At 32.4% G+C, this 23,165-nt stretch carries 13 protein-coding genes; 7 read left to right on the top strand and 6 right to left on the bottom strand.

The window, feature by feature from the left end:
* The first annotated feature begins 129 nt into the window (after positions 1–129).
* From PQF96_RS12655 to PQF96_RS12645, 3 genes are all read left to right on the top strand, one after another.
* Entirely contained in the window at positions 130–2,373 is a 2,244-nt protein-coding gene (locus PQF96_RS12655) for a glycoside hydrolase family 3 C-terminal domain-containing protein (protein WP_271766560.1), read from the top strand.
* A gap of 688 nt (positions 2,374–3,061) precedes the next feature.
* Entirely contained in the window at positions 3,062–4,633 is a 1,572-nt protein-coding gene (locus PQF96_RS12650; protein ID WP_271766559.1) for a carbohydrate-binding protein, read from the top strand.
* Between the two features lie 563 nt (positions 4,634–5,196).
* Positions 5,197–6,534: a family 43 glycosylhydrolase gene (locus PQF96_RS12645; protein ID WP_271766557.1), complete on the top strand. Its 1,338-nt coding sequence runs from the start codon at positions 5,197–5,199 to the stop codon at positions 6,532–6,534.
* Positions 6,535–6,620: 86 nt separating this feature from the next.
* Here the strand turns inward: PQF96_RS12645 and PQF96_RS12640 are convergent, their stop codons facing one another.
* The 6 genes from PQF96_RS12640 to PQF96_RS12615 all read right to left on the bottom strand — a co-directional run bounded on the left by PQF96_RS12640 (position 6,621) and on the right by PQF96_RS12615 (position 16,941).
* On the bottom strand, positions 6,621–8,180 hold the full coding sequence (locus PQF96_RS12640) for a sulfatase-like hydrolase/transferase (protein ID WP_271766556.1): 1,560 nt from the start codon (positions 8,178–8,180) through the stop codon (positions 6,621–6,623).
* A gap of 1 nt (position 8,181) precedes the next feature.
* Positions 8,182–9,591: a glycoside hydrolase family 28 protein gene (locus tag PQF96_RS12635; protein ID WP_271766554.1), complete on the bottom strand. Its 1,410-nt coding sequence runs from the start codon at positions 9,589–9,591 to the stop codon at positions 8,182–8,184.
* A 135-nt stretch (positions 9,592–9,726) separates the two neighbouring features.
* On the bottom strand, positions 9,727–11,118 hold the full coding sequence (locus PQF96_RS12630; RefSeq protein ID WP_271766552.1) for a glycoside hydrolase family 28 protein: 1,392 nt from the start codon (positions 11,116–11,118) through the stop codon (positions 9,727–9,729).
* A 10-nt stretch (positions 11,119–11,128) separates the two neighbouring features.
* Positions 11,129–12,805: a sulfatase-like hydrolase/transferase gene (locus PQF96_RS12625; protein ID WP_271766550.1), complete on the bottom strand. Its 1,677-nt coding sequence runs from the start codon at positions 12,803–12,805 to the stop codon at positions 11,129–11,131.
* Between the two features lie 6 nt (positions 12,806–12,811).
* Positions 12,812–15,304, bottom strand: a complete 2,493-nt coding sequence (galB, locus tag PQF96_RS12620) for a beta-galactosidase GalB (RefSeq protein ID WP_271766548.1) — start codon at positions 15,302–15,304, stop codon at positions 12,812–12,814.
* Positions 15,305–15,387: 83 nt separating this feature from the next.
* Complete coding sequence (locus tag PQF96_RS12615) at positions 15,388–16,941, bottom strand: sulfatase-like hydrolase/transferase (protein ID WP_271766546.1); 1,554 nt, start codon at positions 16,939–16,941, stop codon at positions 15,388–15,390.
* 307 nt (positions 16,942–17,248) lie between these two features.
* On the opposite strand from PQF96_RS12615, the gene PQF96_RS12610 reads away from it, so the two are divergent.
* From PQF96_RS12610 to PQF96_RS12595, 4 genes are read left to right on the top strand one after another with little or no spacing between them, the layout of a single operon-like run.
* Positions 17,249–18,118 carry a family 16 glycosylhydrolase gene (locus PQF96_RS12610; protein ID WP_271766544.1) on the top strand — a complete coding sequence of 290 codons (870 nt, stop codon included), beginning with the start codon at positions 17,249–17,251 and terminating at the stop codon, positions 18,116–18,118.
* Entirely contained in the window at positions 18,103–21,003 is a 2,901-nt protein-coding gene (locus PQF96_RS12605; protein ID WP_271766542.1) for a glycoside hydrolase family 2 protein, read from the top strand. The genes PQF96_RS12610 and PQF96_RS12605 overlap by 16 nt, the downstream gene beginning before the upstream one ends.
* A 35-nt stretch (positions 21,004–21,038) precedes the next feature.
* The gene (locus PQF96_RS12600; RefSeq protein WP_271766541.1) at positions 21,039–22,139 is read left to right on the top strand and encodes an SGNH/GDSL hydrolase family protein; all 1,101 of its coding nucleotides are present in this window, start codon (positions 21,039–21,041) and stop codon (positions 22,137–22,139) included.
* Positions 22,136–23,125 (top strand): hypothetical protein, encoded by a 990-nt coding sequence (locus tag PQF96_RS12595; RefSeq protein ID WP_271766540.1) that lies wholly within the window; start codon positions 22,136–22,138, stop codon positions 23,123–23,125. The genes PQF96_RS12600 and PQF96_RS12595 overlap by 4 nt, the downstream gene beginning before the upstream one ends.
* Positions 23,126–23,165 lie beyond the last annotated feature (40 nt).

Below are 23,165 nucleotides of genomic sequence, written 5' to 3'. Positions count from 1 at the left end.
TCCATTGATAAAGAAAAACCTCAACCAAGTAAAAAACATTTGTTCTACAAAAACAAACATCTGTAATTTAGAAATTCTTAAAATAATTGCAGATTTATGATATAATTAAAAACTGACTACGCACATCTTATGAGATCAAACCTACCTACTCTTTTTAAAACTATTTTATTTGTAACCATCTCTTTAGTTTTTTATAACTGTAATACTGATACCAAAGAAAAACCAATACAAATAGAAAAAGCACCTAGTAAAGAATCGTCTACACCACCAAAATATAAATGGCAAGATATTACGTTATCAAATGAAGAACGTGCGGATGCATTAATTAGCGAACTTACTTTAGAAGAAAAAGCTTCTCAGATGTTAGACGTTTGCCCTGCTATTGAGCGTTTAGATATTCCGGAATACAATTGGTGGAATGAAGCTTTACATGGTGTGGCTCGAAATGGTAGAGCTACCGTTTTTCCTCAAGCAATTGCGTTTGGAGCTACATTTGATGAAAATTTAATACAACGAGTGGGAAATGCTATCTCTGATGAAGCGAGAGCAAAATATAATGAAGCTATTAAAATTGGAAACCGAAGTAGATATGCTGGGTTAACATTTTGGTCTCCTAATGTTAATATTTTTAGAGATCCAAGATGGGGACGTGGACAAGAAACCTATGGAGAAGACCCTTTCTTAACAAGTCGAATAGGTGTCTCTTTTGTAAAAGGTCTACAAGGGGATCATCCAAAATACATAAAAGCAGCAGCTTGCGCCAAACACTACGCAGTTCATTCTGGCCCAGAAGAATTAAGACATGAATTTGATGCAGTAGTTTCAAAAAAAGATCTTTTTGAAACATATTTACCAGCGTTTAAGGCACTGGTTCAAGAAGCAAAGGTCGAAGGTGTGATGGGCGCTTATAATAGAACAAATGGAGAACCATGTTCTGGTAGCCCTTACCTGTTACAAGATATATTGAGAAAAGACTGGGGTTTTAATGGATATATAGTATCTGATTGTTGGGCAATAGCCGATTTTCATACCTATCATAAAGTAACCAATACCCCAGAAGAATCAACCGCACTTGCGCTTAAAAGTGGTACTAATATAAACTGCGGAAACGTATATTCTAATATAAAAAGTACTTTAAATCAAGGGTTAATTACTGAAGAATTATTAAATCAAAGACTCAAAGAAAATTTATTAACTCGTTTTAAACTTGGGCTCTTTGATCCCATTGGTTCAAACCTCTACGATACTATAAAAGCAGATGTTATTGATTCTGATAAGCACAGAAAAATAGCACTTGAAACTGCTCAGAAATCTATTGTTTTACTTAAGAATAAAAACAATGTACTTCCTATAAAAAAAGATATTCGAACAGCGTATATAGTTGGTCCTAATGCCTCTAATGAAGAAGTACTACTTGGTAATTATTATGGTGTAACAAGTAGTACACAAACTATCTTGGATGGTATCGTAGGAAAAGTTAGTCCGGGAACAAGTATCAACTATAAATCTGGTGTTTTACCATTTAGAGATAATGTAAACCCTATTGACTGGTCTACTGGGGAAGCAAAAAAGGCTGATGTTTGTATTGCTGTTATGGGAATATCTGCTCTATTAGAAGGCGAAGAAGGTGAAGCTTTGGCCTCTTCTGAAAAAGGTGACAGAACTAGCTTAAAATTACCTCAAAATCAAATCGATTATATCAAAAAATTAAAAAAGGATAGTGACAATCCATTAATTCTGGTTTTAACTGGAGGTAGTCCCATTGCAATTCCAGAAATTCATGATTTAGCAGATGCTATTCTTTTTGTTTGGTATCCTGGTGAAGAAGGTGGTAATGCTGTTGCAGATGTCTTATTCGGTGATGTTGTTCCTTCAGGAAAACTTCCAATTACTTTTCCTAAATCAGTAGATCAATTGCCTCCATATGAAAATTATGATATGAAAGGTAGAACTTATAAATACATGATTCAAGAGCCATTGTATCCATTTGGTTTTGGATTATCATATACTCAATTTCAATATAAGAATTTAGCTATAGATGATCAATTTAATGTATCAGCACAAATAAGCAATACAGGAAATATCGAAGCCGAAGAAGTCGTTCAATTATACATAAGCTCTCCTCTTGCTGGTAAAGGAGATCCCATTTATGACCTAAAGTCATTTAAAAGAGAAAAACTTAAACCTGGTGAAACAAAAAAAATAACTTTTAAACTAAATAAAGATAATTTCAATCAATTTGATGAAAATGGCAAGGAAATTTTAAGAGATGGAAATTATACAATCTATGTTGGTGGAACGCTACCTTCTCAACGAAGTCAGGATCTAGGTGCTACACCTGTAATTACAAAAGAAATAAATGTTAAAAAATAGCTGACTGGAGGTATGTTTTATAGCTAAAGTTAATTTTAAACCTGGAAATTAAAAATTAAAATTCCGAAATAAAATCAGACGTAAGCATTAAGTATTAAATGTTATATTAATAAATAATCTTTTTAATCAATAAGAAATTTACAAGGGATATTATGAATAAATGATTATTCTGAAATAGATAATTTATTTTATTTTTTGAATGACACTCTATTTCTCTTTTTTTTCAATAAAAATGAGAGAAAAGACATCTTATGCTAAACGAAATGTTTGAAAAATATTTAACGAATTAATGTATTTATTACATTTATTATAATAATACACCCAAACCAATGTAATATTCTATTTAACAAATACTTAACCGATAAATTTTTGTTATATTGTAAGTATTAAAACATAAGTTAAATACAATTTATTTTAAAATCTGCAGATCAAAAAAAGCTTCTGATGCATAGAAGCGATAATTAATTTTTTAAACCAAATTTTTAATAGTTTTCACAATTTATTTGTGTTAACAGAAGATTTATTGCTTTATACGAAAACGTTTTCGTTAAGAAGCATTTGTCTTAATTAATCAACATAGTAATGAATTATAAAAATGCATATCAATTTAAAATTATGTTTTGAAGCATTACAATCAAAACATAATATCATTATGCCTTAACTAAACTATAATTTAAACACAAACAAAATGAAACAACTAAACACAAAAACACTTATTGGAATTCTATTTTTCTTAATATCTCCTTTATTAACATTTGCGCAACCACCCGGCAGTGGCTGGGGCAACCCCGTATTTCAAGATGATTTTAACGGAAATTCTTTAAACTCAAGCAAGTGGAGAGTAAAAAACAACGGCGGTAATGGAACAGGCGAAGGACAGTTTAAAGCCAATATGGTAAGTGTAGCTAATGGTATTTTGACTATTAAAAACGACCTTGTCGGCGAAGGAACAGCTGGAAGAAGAGGAGGATGGGTAGATTCCAAAATAAAGTTTGGAAACGGTGGGGCTTTTCCGAAATATGGATATTTTGAAGCTGATATAAGAATAAATCGCCAAGGTATTAATTTTAACTGGATAGGCGGAAAAATCTGGCCAACATGGTGGCTTTGGGAAGGTGGACAAAGCAATTATATACCTACCGAGTTTGATATCATGGAATATAGTAGATGGACCAATTTTAAAGCAAATGGTAATGCAACCAGCTCACATCACTACAGAAACAAAGCTGCTATTGGACCTGGTGGTGCTAAAAAATTCGCTATTACCGACAAAAATTCACCAAGAGATGAATTTAATTGGCACAGGTGGGGTTTACTTTGGACTCCTACTAAAATTACATGGTACTACGATGGCGTACCTTTTGGCTCTTCGGATCGTCCAGCAGATGCAGCTCAAGAAACTGTACCTTTAAAATTGATTTTTTCTTCAAGTCCACACGTGGTAACTCATCCTGATACTCCGCCCAGATTTGCACCAAAAGTATCTGACATTCTTCCTTCTTTTCAAGTTAGGTCAGTAAGAGTTTGGCAAGGTGGTAATCCTGGCAGTAGTGGTGGAGGAAATAATGGTGGAGGTAATGGAACTATTGTTAAAATTCCGGGAACACTTGAAGGTGAAAATTACAAAACTTTATCTACTGGAGTAAGAGTGGTAAATATTCCAAATAATAAAAAAGCGCTTGGATATATTAAAAATAATTCATGGTCCGAGCACTATATTGATGTCCCAGCTCCAGGAACCTATGCTATAGACGTATATGCATCTTCTGGGGGTAGCGGAGGCACTATAGATTTTACTATTAATGGAAATGCATTAGGAAAATTAGATGTTCCAAAAACCAATAACTGGAATGACTACAAAAAAGTTTCAACAGGAAATATTTTTATTAATGCAGGAATAAAAACAGTTCGCCTTGTTTACAAAGGTGCTGGTCCATATTTATTTAATATCGACGGATTTGTATTCAGGAATACTTCTTCGAGCAGAAGTGCATTTATTGGTCCGTTAAAAGAACCAACGGTTAATCAAATAGAAATTTATCCAAATCCATCAAAAGGAAATTTCAACATTGATTTTAACCAAAAAATTAGTAATGTCACTGCAATATTAACGGATGTTAGTGGAAGAATTGTATATCGAGAAGTCTTAGAAAATACAACAAGTCAATCTATAAATATACAAGAATTACCACGTGGTATGTATATACTTAATTTGCAAGGAAAAGATATAAACTTACAGGACAAACTAGTGATCGAATAAAAGCGATCTCATTAATGATTTATATACTAAAAAAACATCCCTGAATTATTAGATTCAAGGGGTGTTTTTTCAATAATAGTATTAAAAACAGACCCGAATTGGTAGCTGTATTAGAATAGACATATCATCAATAAATAACAAATATTGAAAAGGATATTAAAGCAATAAAGTAACTAACTTAAACAATGACCAACAATTGAAAAATAACAGAGCTCAAACATTCAAGGTTTACCTAAAGGTGTTTATATACTCAACCATAAAGGAAAAAGAATTAACGAACAATTAAAACTCGTTAAAGAATAATCAAATTCGGTTTCCCCAACCACTGCAAAACACCTTTGTAAATGTATACCCCATACAGAGGTGTTTTTTATATACAAAAATGAAGTGGAGGTTATTTTAGCTTTAAAATTCTATATTTTATTCACATCTCAAATACATATGTTATATAAATGCAAACATCTGTCACCCGGGAGTTTCTATCTAAATCAGAATTTAGCAAAAAAAGAATGTAAGTATAGAACTTATATCTTTAAACAAATAGCCTAGAAATCTTTACTGTTATGAAGAAATATACTTTCTTATTTTATTTTTGCTTTATCTGTATATATACATTTGGCCAAAATCCTCTTGTTACACATATGTATACGGCAGACCCTACTGCCCGTGTATTCGATGACAAACTATATATATATCCATCTCATGATATCGTGCCAAAACCTGGAGGAAAGGCTCCAAAGTTTTGTATGCCTGATTATCATATTTTCTCTCTTGAAAACGGATCTACCTGGAAAGACCACGGTAGAATACTTGATCAAAACGAAGTACCTTGGGGTAAAAAAGATGCATATGGGATGTGGGCTCCTGATTGTATAAAAAAGGGAGACACTTATTACTACTATTATCCTGCTCCTCCCGAAGATGGATCTTTTTTTAGACGAATTGGAGTAGGTACTTCAAAAAGTCCTACAGGACCATTTAAATGGGAAGAAAACTATATTGCTGGTGTTAAGGGTATTGATCCTGGTTTACTTTTGGACGATAATGGTAAAGCTTATTTATATTATGGTGGCGGAGATGATATCTATGTCGTTCAACTAAAAGATAATATGAAAGAAATAACAGGAAAACCTATTAAAGTAGAAGGTTTACCTTCTAGTTACAAAGAAGGATCATTTCCTTTTAAACATAATGGGGTTTATTACTATACATTTGCCCATGTTTTTCCTGAAGAAGGATATACCATTGGTTATGCAACTAGTGATAGTCCATTGGGCCCTTTTACTTATAAAGGAAAAATAATGGATAACATAGGAAACGGAACAAATCATCACTCCATAGTAAAATATAAAGGAAAATGGATTTTATTCTATCACTGGTGGGAAATTAGTGGATATAGTAGGCTTCGTTCTATGCGAGCGGATTATATGGAATTTAAAGAAGATGGGACTATCAAAAAAGTAAAACCGACCTTAAGAGGAATTGCAAAACCAACTGTAGGAGATACTATTCAGATTGATCGATATAATGAAATCAGAGAAGCCAAAACTGCCTTTGTAGGTGGCAATGAACCTAAAGGTTGGATGGTTTGTGATACAAGAATGATGGGGTATGTAAAATTTAATGATGTCGACTTTGGCAAAGGTACAGCCAAAAGTATTGCTGCACGCTTTTCGTGTGGACAAAGAAATGGTAGTTTTGAGGTTAGATTAGACAATCCAAAAGGTAAACTTATTGCCGATTTCCCTCTACATTTTACAGGTGGATGGAATACCTGGGAAACCATGGAAGCTCAAATCAAAGAAAAAGTGACAGGAGTTCATAACATTGTCGTTGTCTTTAAATCATTATGGGGAGCTGATAAAATTGCAAATCTTAATTGGTTAATTTTAAAAGATTAAACAAACATCTTATTTAATGATTTATATAAACAAAAAAATCCTGAATCAGTCTTCAGGATTTTTTTGTTTACAATTTTCAGGTAACTCTAATAATAGTCCCAAAAATCGTATTTCTCTCCGTAAATGTTTTCTTTTTTATCTCCTAATTCGATCGCTTTATCTTTCATTTCTCTCTTCATTTGATTAAGTAACTCCTTATGCTTAGGCTGAAATGATAAATCTATAGTCTCCCAAGGATCTTTTTTTACATTAAAAAGTTGTGTCACTCTAGAACCAGATTCAAATTCTCCTTTTCTCTTATTAAAATCTTTTGCGCGAACATATTCAATCAATTTATATTCTCCTTTTCTATATGCTCTTTGAAATTGTTTATAAGCGTGATAAGTAGTTTTTCTATGCTCTGTCGTTTCCTGTTTTATAACTGGTAATAAACTCTTGCCAGTTACAGAATTAGGTATGGCTACATTTGTAATTTCACAAATAGTAGGAAAAATATCATGAATATAGTTATATGTTTCTATTTTTTTTCCTTTATTTTTTATTATTCCACCAGCTAAAATAAAAGGGACATGTACTCCATCCTCATCATAAATATTCTGCTTTCCTATCAAACCATGATTTCCCACAGCTAAACCGCTATCTCCAGCTAAAACAATAAGTGTATTTTTATAATCACCGCTTTCCTTTAAGGCTTCAATCACTTTCCCAATCTGAGTATCTAAATGGGTGATTATCGCATAATAATCTGCAAGATGCTGCTGTGCTACTATTTTAGTTCTAGGCCATGGAGCTAATTCCTCATCCCGTAACACCATATGACCATTGTCAAACGGATGTTGCATCATATATGATGGCGGTAACTTTATATTTTCTGTTTGATACTTATTTCTATACACTTCTGGTGCTTGACGAGGATCATGAGGAGCATGAAAAGCCAGATACATAAAAAAAGGTTGTTTTTTATCATAATTGGTAATAAATTCTGAAGCACTTTCTGCAAAAATTTCGGATGTATGAGGCCCATTATTCTCTTTTCCTATAGGACCTCTTTTATCTTTTGTATTTAGGGCTCTGCGAACTAATTTACCTTTATTATTATAAGTTAATAAATAAGCATCATCTTTTTTATATTCTCCCATTTTATCCCAATCCCATAACGGCATTCTAAAATGATCTGTAAGATAAACTCCTCTCCCCATAATTCTATCTCCAGAATCAAATGATCGACTTAGGGACTTGTTATCCTGATGCCATTTTCCCACAATATGTGTATAATACCCTGCTTTTTTAAATGTTTCTCCGATGGTAATGTGTTCTTTTGGAATAACATGCCCCTGCCCTTCTAAATCAAACAAATTTCTTCCTGATAATAACATAGCTCTACTAGGTATACAAGTTGCACCAGAAAATGCTCCCATTAAATAGGTATTGGAAAATGAAACACCTTCATTTACAAGATTATCCATATGAGGAGTTTCTACTTGCTGATTACCTAAAGCATGGATTCCTGTGTATCGATGATCATCTGTATAAATGACTAAAACATTAGGCTGGTTAGTATTACTTTTTTGTGCTTTTACAGATGGGAACGATAATAATAAAAAAATCATTATTACTAAATCTGTAATTTTATATTGTAAGTTCATTTTACTGCTTTTTCACATTTTCTACGCCATCATTTATGCTATATATCACATCATCAAAAATTATAGATGCTCTTTCATCTGTATTTTCTAAATTAAAATTCATGCCAGACATTTGGATATTCTTTATATGTCGACCAAAAAGACCATATGCAGGTAATGCCTCAAAAAAACTGAATTCTGGATATTTATCAATTTGCTCACTTACCTCTTTCAATTCTGAAATTTTCCCTTTTCCAGGAAGTGTAATATCAACATTTTGAAGTTTTATTTTTCCTATTCTATGATTAGGAGTTCCCGTCATAAAAATACCACTAGGAGGAGACACTCTTGATTTTTCTATATCTCTGGTTGTTGCTATTATATTTTTAATATTAATATTATCAATAGAACCTACTTTTTGTTTTTCTGCATCTCTATAGGTTCGTAAACGTTCCCCCAAGCGAATAAAAATTGGCATATCCACCTGATTCATTGTTATGTTTTCAATTTCAATATTATATATATTACCTCCATCAACACTTAACATTTTTATACCCCCTCCTCTTGTATCTTCTATTTTACAATCTGAAATATGAATATCATAAAAATCCCCCATTGATTCTGTTCCAAATTTTAAAGCACCCCATTCACTTTTTAAAGTACAGTTTTGTACTTTGATATCATATGTTGGTAGCGGACTGGTTGTCTTAAAACAAATAGCATCATCTCCTGTGTCAATTCTACAGTTTTTAATAACCGCATTAAAGCTGGAATCCAAATCTATACCATCATTGTTATGATTTGCATGACTATAAATACTTATATTATCAACATCTATTGCGTTAGATTGATAAAAATGACATGTCCAGGCAGCAGGCTGTCGTAATTCTATGTCTTTAATTTTGATATTTGATGATTTAACAAATCGCAATAAGAAAGGACGATTGGTGCCAAATTTTTTATTGTTAGAAGTAATGCCCAAAATTTTCTTTTTTGCTAAAATGTTCTCATATGTAAAAGCAGTTCCATTTCCATCTATAATCCCTTTACCCACAATCCCAATATTAGAAGCCTCTATACTGCCAATAAGACAGTTTCCTCGTTCTTGTCCTGTTGCATCAACGAATGTGTCTATACTTTGATAATCATATGGATTAGAGCTACCAACTAGTTTAGCATCTTCACTAATATGAAGTGTTACGTTATCTTTTAGCAAAATTGTTCCACTTATGTAAATACCTTTTTTAAATATTACAATCCCTCCTCCTTTTTGACTGCAATCATCAATAGCCTTTTGAATTTCCAATGTATTTATGTGTAGACTATCCCCTTTTGCTCCATAATCAGTAACATCAAATTGACCAGATTTTGTAGAGCAAGATATCATTGCAAAAGCTACTATAAATACTAAAAAAATGATCTTTTTATTCATCAATTTATTTTATTTTTAGAATAGTATTCTATTAATTCCTTCAGAATTATATCATAAACAAGTATATAAAATCAGTAATACCATTTTTCAATTTATATGGTATTCTATCGTTTTAGTTCTATACTTTGAGTTCTATTATTTCTTCTTTACAATTTGTTTTTCTGAAATAGGTTTCCCATCAGTAAATACATTACTAATTTCACCATTAACAACATCATCAAAAACAATTGGAGGTCTTTTATCATTATCCTTTATTTTTAAATGAACATTATCAATATGTAGTCCTTTGATATGTCTTGCATAAATACCATATGATGGTAATGTCCCTACTAAATGAAACTCTGGCCACCAACCATCAAGAACATCCAAAGTATACTCTTTGATATTTGCTTTTTGAGCATCTTGAAGCGTGCCTCCTCCAGCAATTGTCATTTGTATATCTTCTAATAGAACATTTTCAATATAATGTCCTGTTATACCAGTAATAAATATCGCAGAATTCTTATCTAATTCGGTATTATCCACTACCATACCTCTAAATATAAAATCATGCATAGATTTCATAGGGTACATTTCTTCTGGTGCATCTACACATGCTTTTTGTTGCGCAAAAGTCATAAAAATGGGGCGTGGGACATTTTTCATGACTAAGTTAGAGAATACCATATTTTTCATTTCTCCACCTTCATTCATCTGAATCTTTAATCCTGAATCATCTATATTACTAAATGTACAATTGCTTACCGTCACAGACTCAAAATCTCCCCTAGAAAGAAGGCCTATTCGCATACCTGCCCACTTACTTTCGAATGTACAGTTAGTAACCACTATATTTTTACAAGGAATGTTGGGTTGAGAGGCTTGTAAACAAATAGAGTCATCACTAGTATTAAAAGAACTATTAACAACACGAACGTTAGAACATCCATCAAAATCAAGTCCATCTCCATTATGGTTAACACGGCTATGAATCCTGATACCATCTACAGTGATTTCATTACAATACAAAAATGCAGAAGTCCATGCAGCTGGATTAATAATTGTTATATCTCTTACATGAATATCATTACTATTCATAAACCTAATAAGCATCGGCCTTCCGGTTTTATTTGTAAAGTTTTTTGGATAACCATTACCATCAATGGTTCCGTACCCTTCAATGGCAATAGATTTTGCTTCATTAGCAAAAATCAAACAACGATCCATGTGAGGTTCGTTCTTATACATATTCTTATGTGTTTTATCAGAATAATCCTCTATATCCGGGCTTCCCAATAACACTGCTCCATTTTCAACATAAAGGGTAACAAAATCTTTTAGAAAAATAGTTCCTATAACTACTGTTTTGCCTGCCGGAATTACAACTTTACCTCCTCCATTTTTTGTTGCTGCATCTATTGCTGATTGTACCGCTTGAGTATCTTTTTGTATACCATCTCCTTTTGCTCCAAAATCTAATACATTATATTCTTTTGCATTGATTTGTAAACAAAAACTTAATAATAAAAAAGTTATAATTAGTTTCATTCTATACTTTTTAATGAGGTTTTTTAGCCTCCAATTTACTATCTTCTGTATATCTTAAAACGTTAGGAATTCCAGTTCCCCGAGCTTTTGTAATTTCAGTCTTCCAGGCTAATTTTAACTCTTGTAAAACGGAAGCATATTTATCTTGATCGATTAAATTATGAAGTTCTTCAGGGTCATTTTTAAGATGGTATAATTCTTCATAAACAGGTTCTTCTCCTTGAAGGGGTGACTCAATAAAACTTTGATACATAGCTATATCACTATCATGCACTGAGTACAACATTTTATTAACATTGATTCCTAGTTGATTAGCTGTTTCTATCTTTTTCAATGCTGAGAAATTAGTATTCTCATAATATCGAATATATTTCCATTCTTTATTTTGTACAGCCTCACAGCGAGGGTTACCAAATTGAGTTGACCATAAGTTTTCTGTAAAAACATATGATCTTACACTATCATTCCCACCATTAATCAATGGTAAAATATCTTTACCTTGAAATGTTTCAGGAATCTTAATTCCTGCCATTTTTAACATTGTTGGAGCTATATCAATACTTTGAACCAATGCATTACTTATAATTCCTCTAGTTTTTTTATGATAAAAAGGATGCATGATAATTAATGGAACATGTGTTGTTTTTTCATAACATAATGCTTTTCCTCCTATACCATATTCTCCCATAAACAATCCATGATCTGAAGTAAAAATAAGTACTGTATTTTTATCTAATTTTAGATCTTTAAGTTTTTTTCTTAAATCCCCAATAAGATTGTCAATCCCTGTCATTGCTTGTAATTGACGTATGTATCTCTCTTTTACTCCCTCTGGAGTTTCTACATAATTATATCCTATCTGTCTGTTTTCTACCTTAAATAAATCTGAGGGTAGCTTCGGAGTTTTTATATCACTTTTTGCTATGTAATTCTTAGGTAAAGGAATGGTTAAATCTCTATATAAAGTTTTATACATTTCATTATCAGTTGCCTTCAATTTCATTGTACTAGTACTTGCCCCATGAGGTAGATTAAAATTAACGGAAAGCAAAAACGGCTTATTTTTTGGTCTGTTTTTCAAAAAATGAACAGCTCCTTTTAATCTTTGCTCATTAGTATCCAAAAAATCTTCAACGCCTTCATTAATAATTTCTATTTGGGTATCACTAACTGCATCATTAAAAATTTCATGTCGATCTTTTGGATAAAATGATAAGTGACCGTGACCTGCATACCAGTAATCAAAACTTTTTTCCATTAAACCACTTTCATACCCTCCTTTTCCGATCGGTGCATGGTTTTTTCCTATCCAACCTGTATAATATCCCGAATTTCTCATAATTACTGGATATGATTTTTCCCAAGCCTTATTAGAAACACTAGTCCCTGAATTAAAATTTACAGCATGTTTACGTTCAAATTGACTTAATAAAATAGAAACTCTACTTGGTGTACAGATAGCACTGGTAATATGTGCATTCTCAAATAACACCCCTTCTTTAGCTAATTTGTCTAAATTAGGGGTTTTCACTATGGTGTTACCTGTGCACCCCATATAGCCATAAGGCTGATCATCTGTAAGAATAAAAATAAAATTGGGCTTTTCCTGAGCAATGCTATAACCAAACGTGATAACATAAATTAACCCAAAAATTGCTGATTTTAGTTTTACACTTAGCTGCCGCATCTTTTACTATTTTGTTTTCACAATTATCGTTTCTGATTTTAAACCTTCTGAAGAGGCTGTAATTTTAATTTCTCCAGCATCATTTTTTGACTTTACAACCAACAAACATAATCCATTAAAGGCTTTTCTATGATTTGCTTGAAATGAAGTTATTGCAGTTTGATCACCGTTATCTACAGCTGCAAGGGTTCCCTCTCCTGTAACTTCAAAATTCACATCATTTGCTGCTATTGGGCATAAATTTCCTGATACATCTTCTATCTTTACTGTAATAAAAGATAGATCGTTTCCATCTGCTTTAATCTCTGTTCTATCTGCTATTAAATGTATTTTTGCAGGTGATTCTGCTGTTTTAATCTCTTTTTCAGCAACTGCTTTTCCATTTTTATACCCTATTACTTTTATACTTCCTGGCTGATAAGGTACATCCCAGGAAAGGCGATATTTTGAGGTATACATTCCTTTTTCAAAATCATGAAACTCTGCAGGAACTTTTGTTGTATCCACCCCTTTTACTTTCTTACCTAACGATTTTCCATTTACAATTAATTCAACTTCGTCACAGTTGGTATAAGCATATACTGGTATAACATCTCCTTCTTTACCTTCCCAATTCCAGTGTGGCAGAACATGCACCATAGGTTCTGTAGTCCATTGACTTTGATATAAGAAGTATCTATCTTTTGGGAAACCACATAAATCCACAGGAGCAAAATAAGAAGATCGTGAAGGCCAATCCAGTGTCCAACGTCCATTCGTACTATTATCTTTTCCTGCATATGGCGTTGGCTCTCCTATATAATCAAAACCTGTCCAAATGAACTCTCCCAAAGAGAATGGATTTTTCTCCTGAGCATCAAATTCTGCATCAGGAAGATATGCCCATGGCGGCCCTACAACTCCATCATAACTAGATACATGGTTTGTTTCTTTTTGTACTGCAGCTTCGATTGGAAAATGATACACTCCTCTGCTACTTGTCTGCGAAGACGTTTCAGAACCATACAGAATCATATTTGGATTTTGTTCTTTTATTTCAGTATAGCTTAAAGGCCAATAATTCATCCCAACAATATCAACCTGATATGCTAGTTTATTAACAAAAGGCGCAGGATAATAATTGAATCCGATAGTCGTAGGCCTTGTATTATCTTCATCATGACAAATGTCATTGAGGTGTTTTGTTAATTTCCATCCATCCTCTTTACTCTGCTCTAATATTTCATTTCCAATACTCCACATAATGACAGAAGGATGATTACGATCTCTTTGTATCATATCTCGTAAATCTTTCTCATGCCATTGGTCAAAATATTTATTGTATCCATTAGGCACTTTACCCATTTTCCACTCATCAAAAGCTTCTACAATTACAACAATTCCTAATCGATCACAAACCTGTAATAATTCAGGCGAAGGTGGGTTATGACTTGTTCTTAATGCATTCACTCCCATGCTTTGCATAATTTGCATCTGTCTTTCTTTGGCTCTATAATTAATAGCTGTCCCTAAAGCTCCTTGATCATGATGCATACAGACACCATTAAGCTCTACTTGTTTTCCATTTAGGATAAATCCTTTATTAGCATCAAAATCTATCGTTCTAACTCCAAATTCGCTATCATAAGTATCCACTATATTTCCGTCGATAAGTACATTACTACTTGCTGTATATAAAACAGGAGTTTTAATATCCCATCTTTTAGGTTTAGTAATCTTAATAGTTTGAGTTATATCTTTTTCAGCAGATTTTTGGATTACTACAGATGATGAATTTGAACCCACCACTGTTCCTTTTTCATCTTTAAGAATAGTTTCCAGAACAATATCTGATGAAGACATATTTGCATTCTTAATCGTTGTTTTGATGCTAACTGTAGCTTGTTCATCAGTAACTTCTGGAGTTGTTATATACGTCCCCCACTGCGGAATATGTACTAAACTATTTATTTTTAAACGTACATTTCTATAGATCCCTGCGCCTGGATACCATCGTGCAGCCAAGTCTTCTGGTGATAATTGTACTGCGATAACATTATCTTCACCAAATTTGATATGTGGAGTTAAATCAAATTCGAATCCAATATAGCCATAAGGTCTTTCTCCTATATAAGTTCCATTAAGCCATACTTTAGCATTGTTCATAGCACCATCAAACTCTATAGATATTTGTTTGCTACTATATTTCTTATCAACTGTAAAATGTTTTCTGTACCAAGCTTCTCCATATACAGGTAAACCTCCTGTTCTCAAATCACTTCCTTTTTTAAATGGTCCTTCTATTGCCCAATCATGAGGTAAATTCAATTTTCTCCAACTAGAATCGTCTAAAGAAACGTTTTGTCCATTATCAACCGTATCCTTTAAAAAAAGCCAATCTGAGTTAAAGTTTTGATCTGAAACTGACAGTTCTTTTGACGTTTTATCTTTGGTACAAGATGCAAATAAAAATCCTATAGTAAGAATTATAATTAACATCGATGATTTAAAAGTATTCATAGGTAACATTTTAATCTTATTATAAATTGTAGGAAATCAAAACTTCATTATCCCTAGTATTCAATAACTTAAAAAAATAAAAACTAACTTTTTTTATTCTTTATTTTTTCTAATTCACTTTTAAGTTCTGCTACTTTTTCTGGATATTGAGTAGCTAGATTGTTTTTTTCTGAAGGATCTTCTTCAAGGTTATATAACTGAGGTGAATACATATGCCCTCCTTCAATGTTTTTAACTTTTTCTATAAAGTCTGGTATTGTTTTTTCTTCGGGAAACGGATCAATATACTTCCAATTGCCTTTTCTTAGGGATAAAGTGTATGACTCTTCTAACAAATACTCTCTTCCTTCTTTTTCTTGAGATGATAATAAAACAGGGAGTATATTTTGGCTATCTATTGCTGCGTTATCAGTAATAGGTTGTTTAATCAAATCTGCTAAAGATGCATATAGATCAACCTGACTCCATAGTGCATTACTTATTCCCGGCATAATTTTTCCTTTCCAAAACGCAAGGGTTGGCATTCTTGTTCCTGCTTCATAAGCACTATATTTACCTCCTCTATAAATCCCAGAAGGTTTATGATTCCCAAGTTTTTCTTCTGCCAAATCTTCATATCCATCATTTAAGACCGGACCATTGTCACTAGTAAATATCACTAGAGTATTTTCCAGCAGATTTAATTTTTCCAGTGCATTCATTACTTCTCCTGTCATCCAGTCCATTTGTACAATTGCATCTCCTCTAGGTCCCATAGTACTCTTACCCTGAAATTTTTTATTGGGTAACCTTGGTACGTGAATATCATGAAAAGAAAAGAATAAAAAGAAAGGATCTGATTTAGCTCCTTCTATAAAACTAATTGCTTTATCCGTTAATACATCAGGAAAATCCTCATCTGTCCACAATGCTGGTGTTCCTCCATCCATAAAACCAATTCTACTTATTCCATTTACAATTGTACCACTATGCTGCACATCGGCTTTTTGTCTCAATAATTCTGGATTATTGATACCATCTGGCATATCTCCAAACTTAGAGACGTAACTAACTTTTATCGGGTCATTCTCATCCGAATTATTAACCACTTTGTGATTCTCTACATATACCGAAGGCACTCTATCTCCTGTAGACGGAATTAAAAAACTATAATCAAAACCTATTTCTAAAGGGCCTGGTTTAATTTCCTTATTCCAATCTACATTACCATCTCCCAGTCCTAAATGCCACTTACCAACAACACCTGTTTTATACCCTCCTTTTTTAAGCATATCAGGCAATGTTTCTATATTCTTATCAATAATTAGTGGAGCATCTCCTTTTAAAACAGCTGCATTATTTCTAAATGCATAATTCCCGGTTAATAAAGAATATCGTGAAGGTGTACAAGTTGCAGAACTACTATGAGCATCAGTAAATTTAATTCCTTCATGTGCTAATCTATCAACATTTGGAGTTTCTACACCGACGGCGCCATAAGATCCTAAATCGCCATATCCCAGATCATCTACATAAAAAACAACAATATTAGGCTTTGATGGTTTTTCCTGGATCTTTTTTGCTTTTGTTTCATTTGAATTACAAGAAAACAACATTGCACATATTCCTAAAAAAAACAGTTTGGTTTTATGCCTCATAATATATTTATAAAGAGATATTATTAGTAATTACAAATATTCAAAATATCAGTCAGAATCCTAAATTTCAATCTACACCTATTGGTTAAAACAAGATAATAAATGGTTTATTGACTTTAATTAATACATCATAAAGCTCTTTACATTTTTGTCTTCCTGCAACAACACTTTTACATACTACATGATATCTCACCATAGAGGCTCTACTCTTAAAATAAAAACATATGTACTATACTATAAGACAATAGTAGTTAAAGAGAGGCATTCATTTTTATAAATTGATTTCTAAAATAAATAGTACTCACAAATGAAACTAAACGCCTTTTATTTCTCTTTTTTGATGATATGTACTACAACAATATCATTCGCTCAGGATTTGACAATTCCTCCAAAAAACTATGTAGATTCTGTAAAAATAGAAAACGCAGTAGAACGCTTAAACAATAACTACCCCCTTTCAGATCAGGTAAATACTAAAAACTGGAGGTTACAAAAAAAGTATTCTGATGAGTTTGATCAATCTAAACTAAATGAAAAAATTTGGTACCCTAATAACCCAGGTTGGAAAGGACGCCAACCGACATATTTTCATGGTTCAAATGTTTCTCTAGAAAATGAAGAACTGGTTATTCGTGTCAATAAACATAAAGATGAAAAATTACCTGAAGGATATACGCATAGTACAGGTTTTATTAAAAGTAAAAACAAGTTTTTATATGGATACTTCGAGGCCGAATGTAAATTAATGGATGCTCCGTGGGTATCTGGCTTTTGGATGACTAATGTAGGTAAAGACTGGTGGACCGAAATAGATATTTGCGAAAATGCACCTGGCCTTGAATATAACCGACATGATTTAAATTCTAATATTCATGTTTTTAAATCTCCAAAAGATAAAGGTGATGTAAAAAAACATTTTTCGAGAACCAAGAAATTTTACTTCCCAAAAGAGCTACAAAATGACTATCACGTATGGGGACTAGAATGGACCAAAGATTATATACGATTCTATATTGATGGTATCTTGTTTAGAGAAGCAAAAAACACACATTGGCATCAACCTCTGGAAGTTAATTTTAACTGTGAATCCAATAAATGGTTTGGAGCTTTACCAGATGACAACCGACTCGATGGTGAATTTCATGTAAAATATTTTAGAACATGGAAAAGAAAATAAGTATCCATATTTTAAAAACCTTTGTACTCTTTTTGTCTATATCAGTGACCTCTGCCATTGCTCAAAATAATGAGTTACCAGAAGGGTATCCGATCACAAACAGAACTAAAACAAATTTGAATATTGGATGGAAATTTCACTTAGGAGAAGTATCCGGAACACCAGAAGCTATAGATTTTGACGATTCTAAATGGGAAAAAGTTTCTGTCCCACACACCCTGCAGTTGGTATCATATGAAATGGATAGTATCGGAGAAAGTTGGGTTCAAAAAAAGTATTTAAGGGATTTTGGTTGGTATAGAAAAACGATTGTTGTAAAAGCAAAACCTTCAGAAAAAGTATTTCTTGAATTTGAAGGAGTCCATAATGTAACCGAACTTTGGGTAAATGGCAAGAAAGTAGGTACTCATGAAATTAATGGGTATATCCCTTTTCATTTTGATATATCCAATTATGTAAAATTTAATCAGGCAAACCTTATTGTAGTAAAAGCAGACAATCGATTTAATGAAACAATTTCTCCAGATCCACACAGAAGCGATTATGTAAAATTTGGAGGCTTATATCGAGATGTATACCTAGTTACTACAAATAAACTGCATGTATCATATAATTGGGAAAAATTTGATGCTGGTGTACATATTACTACACCCACAGTAAATAAAAGAAATGGTACTGTATCAATTAAAACTACGGTTACTAATGAAAATTCTACCCCCAAAAAATGTAAAATAGAAACCCGTATTATCAATGCAAAGGGATATGTTCTAAAAAAAATAACTCAAAGTATAAATATAGCTCCTAATTCTGATTATACATTTAGACAAACCTCTGGGTTAGAAGATGAAGATTTTCGTCTATGGTCTCCAGATACACCTTATCTATACAGAGTAAATTCTGTGATTTACGATGAGGAAAAGGCTGTTGATTTTGTAGAAAACAGCTTTGGATTCAGAACATTTAAACTTGTAAAAGGAAAAGGATTTGTTTTAAATGGCGAACCTATTTTTCTTATTGGAGTAAATCGGCATCAAAATTATCCAAATATAGGCGATGCCGTGCCTAATTCATTTCATTACAATGAAGCTTTACAATACAAGAAAGCAGGAATGAATATTATAAGATTATCACATTATACTCAAGATGATGCTTTTATAAAAGCTTGTGACGAATTAGGGATGTTAGTATATGAAGAACCTCCGACATGGATCGAATGGGGAGACGATGTCTGGTTTTCAAAATTAGAATCAGCAACCAGAACGATGATTAGGAATCATAGAAACCATCCATCAATTATATTTTGGGGAGCCGGTATTAATCATAGAGGACCTGTACCCAGAATGCAGTATGTCGCTAAAGAAGAAGACCCATTTAGACTTACCGCCTCAGCATCAAGCCCTTGGAATGGCATTCTTAATGCCGGAATTACAGATGTATATGCCACAATGGATTATAGAAGAACAGAATTTACAGAAAGTGATTTTGAAATGGTTATGGAACATGGTAGTTCTCCAAATGCCGAAGTAAATCAGTTTCATATCTCCCGTTATAAAGGAAGCAAACAAAATATTGCCGCTATTGCATGGTTAGGTGCTGATTATAATCACTTATTACCAAATGATGATCGATGGACTCGTGATTATATGACTAACTATGCGGTTTTAAGTTCTTATAGAGTTCCTAAACCTGTATATTATTGGTACCAATCAGAGCTGATTAAAAGCCCAATAGTACATATTGCAGATGAAACTGCTTCAAAAAATGGAAAAGTTAGAGTCTATAGCAATTGCCAAGAAGTAGCTCTATATCATAATGGAAAATTAATTGGGATACAAAAACCCGATAATGATATTACCAAAGTAAATTTAGATCACCCTTCATACACATTTCTTTTTAACTGGAAAGAAGGCAATCTAAGAGCTGAAGGGCTAAACAACGGACAAAAAATCACAGAACATATTCGTAAAAAAGAAGGTAAACCTCATCATATCGAAGTAAATTATAATATTAATGATCAACCTTTTTATGGAGGTGGTTCTGATATACGGTTGGCACATGCATATGTAGTTGATAAAAATGGTGAAGTCGTTACTTCTGCAACTCACAATATTCAATTCACTATTTCTGGAGATGGTAATATTATTGATAATGGAAAGATTAATGCAAATCCAGCACGTTTGTATAATGGAGTAGCTTCTATATATATAAAAGCAAATGACACTCCCGGAAGTATTACAGTAACCGCTAAATCAAAAGGATTACAAAATGGAAGTGCAACAATTTCTACTTCAAAATTTAATCCCAATGAAATACAGAAAAATGCCAAACCAATTTTTGATTATCCCATCGTAAAGACTGACATAGGAGGAGAAAAACAATTAGTACAGCATGAATGGCTTCCCTGGACAGGTAAATCAGATAAAGATCTTATATTTAAGAGTAAACTTTATGGAGAATTAGAAATAAAAGTAAACTCAAATGATAGTATAAAATGGCATGGAAACAGTTCAGTTTCTGGTGAACTTGGATTTATAGCATCAGATGGTTTGTATACTAAAGATGGAAAACTCATTTTAGAAATATCAAACCTAAAAAAAGGAAACTATTGTATTGAAACGTATCATCATGCTGCTAAAAAGGATACAAAAATTACAAACGAAATTGAAGTAGTTATTACAGATGCTAATGGTAAAATCATAAAAAAAGCGGATGATCATATCGTAGCGTATTACAATAATGAAACCACAGGAGAACGCAAACCTCTTTTTATTAGATCTAATATATCTTCTGATGGAAAGACACCAATTAATCTGGAATTTAAAAATTTAAAAAAAGATGGAGATTTATGGCTAAATGGACTTGTATTAAAACAAAGGTCTAATTAATTCTTCTTATCAAATAATTAATTTTAAAAAACATAATGAATTCAAGAGCTACTTTATATTTTCTATCCTTATTTATCTTTATAAGTTGTAAGAATTCTGCAAAGGATATAGATATCATTAATGTCAATTATAACGACAACCATATATCATATGAAGGAAGAATAGGAGAAAATAAAACAAAGAGAGCCTCAGAAATATATTGGTCAGGCTCATCAATTAAAATAGTTTTTGAAGGAACTATGGTAAAAACTACTTTAGAAGACCAAAATGGTACGAATTATTTTAATATTATTATTGATGGAAAAAAAACTGATGTATTAAAATTAAAAAAAGGAAAACATACCTATTCGCTTACAGAAAAATTGACTTATGGTAAACATTCTATAGAACTAACAAAAAGAAACGAATGGACGTTCGGCACTACTTTATTTTATGGGTTCGAAATAACAGGCACCAAAATTTTAGAAGTCGCAAAAGATAAATCTTTATTCATAGAATTTTATGGAGACTCTATTACAACGGGTCATGGAAATGAAGATTATACAGGAGAAGATAAAGCAGATGGAGATGTCACTAATAATTACGCTACTTATGCTGCAATAACTGCAAAAGAATTAAACGCAGAATATTCGTGTATTGCTAGAGGTGGTATTGGCATTATGGTTAGTTGGTTCAATATGATTATGCCAGAAATGTATGATCGATTAAACCCTAATGACCCCAATAGTAAATGGAATTTTGACGAAAAAAAACCTGATATTGTTGTTGTCAATCTTTTTCAAAATGATTCCTGGATTGTAAATCAACCTAATCACGTTGAATTTAAAAGGCGATTTGGAAACAAAAAACCCACAGAAGATATAATTATTAATAAGTATCAATCATTCTTAAAAAAAATTAGAAAACATTATCCAGACACTAGCATTGTCTGTTTATTAGGTAATATGGATATCACAAAGGAAAACTCACCTTGGCCTGGTTATGTGTCGAATGCAGTAAAAACTATGGGTGATAAAGATATATATACTTGTTATGTTCCATACAAAAATACTCCAGGTCATCCAAAGGTAGAAGAACATCAAATTGTAGCTGAAAAGCTTTTGCAAATAATTAAAACTAAAATAATTGACAAATGAAATCAATCGTCGTAACCACAGTATTCCTATTATTTACTGTTATTTCTTTTGCTCAGAAAGATAAAGTGATCTTCATTAAAGAAGTACCTATTAAATTAAAAAGCGCATCAAGGTATTCATTTCATATCGGTTATGAGGCCATAAAAGATTGCGATATTGCCATAGATTTCTCTGGTGGACCTAATAAATTTTGGGCAGGTAAAACAATTCCTGTAAAAAAAGGTAAAGGGCTCACGCATATTGAAGTCGATATGAAAAACTCCCCAAGTCCTGGAAATGGATATAAAATTTCTCTAGCCATTAGAAAAAGAGGTGGAAATTGGGAAACTACAACAGCAGCTACATCCATTAGTAATATTGAAATTACAAAACGTTCTGAGGAAATTTTGGATGATGCATCTTTTTCACCTTTAACTCCTAATATTGTTTCTAGTAGAGAAACATTTGACTTTGAAATCAAATATAAAGCCAGTCAAGAAAGAAAAATTGTAGTTGCAATTCATAATAAAGGGCAATGGATGGGTGCTAGTAAAGCAATTCTAGTACAGAAAGGAAGTGGCACAAAAAAAATACAGGTTAAAATGTCTCCTCCACCAGAAGGAGATAAATACAAGTTTACCCTTTATTATGGGTCTGGAGAAGGTTTCCCTGATAAATATATAATCAGTAAAGAAATTACAGATATTAAGATTACAAAAGCAGGGAAAAAAGTAGAAACAACTACAGCACAAACTGCAATACCTCAAAAAACGGTCAAACTATCTGATCTAAGGGAACAAAGTATACCGCTCTCTATTAATAAGAATTCTGATATTTTGACTATACCAGGAGACGCACCATACAGCTTCATTAAAATTATCGCCATGAATGGCTCTATAATAAAAGAAAGTCAAAACACTAATTCTATTCACGTTTCAGATCTGCCAAAAGGAGGATATTTTGCGATCACAAACAAAAACGATTCTTATAAATTTATAAAATTTTAAAAAAGTGAATTCCATTATACAAACTATTTCAATGAACCCT

Source organism: Aquimarina algiphila (assembly GCF_947494415.1).
GTDB classification, from domain to species: domain Bacteria; phylum Bacteroidota; class Bacteroidia; order Flavobacteriales; family Flavobacteriaceae; genus Aquimarina; species Aquimarina algiphila.
The sequence above is the reverse complement of the archived record's forward strand: the minus strand, read 5'-3'. Positions and strand labels throughout refer to the sequence as shown.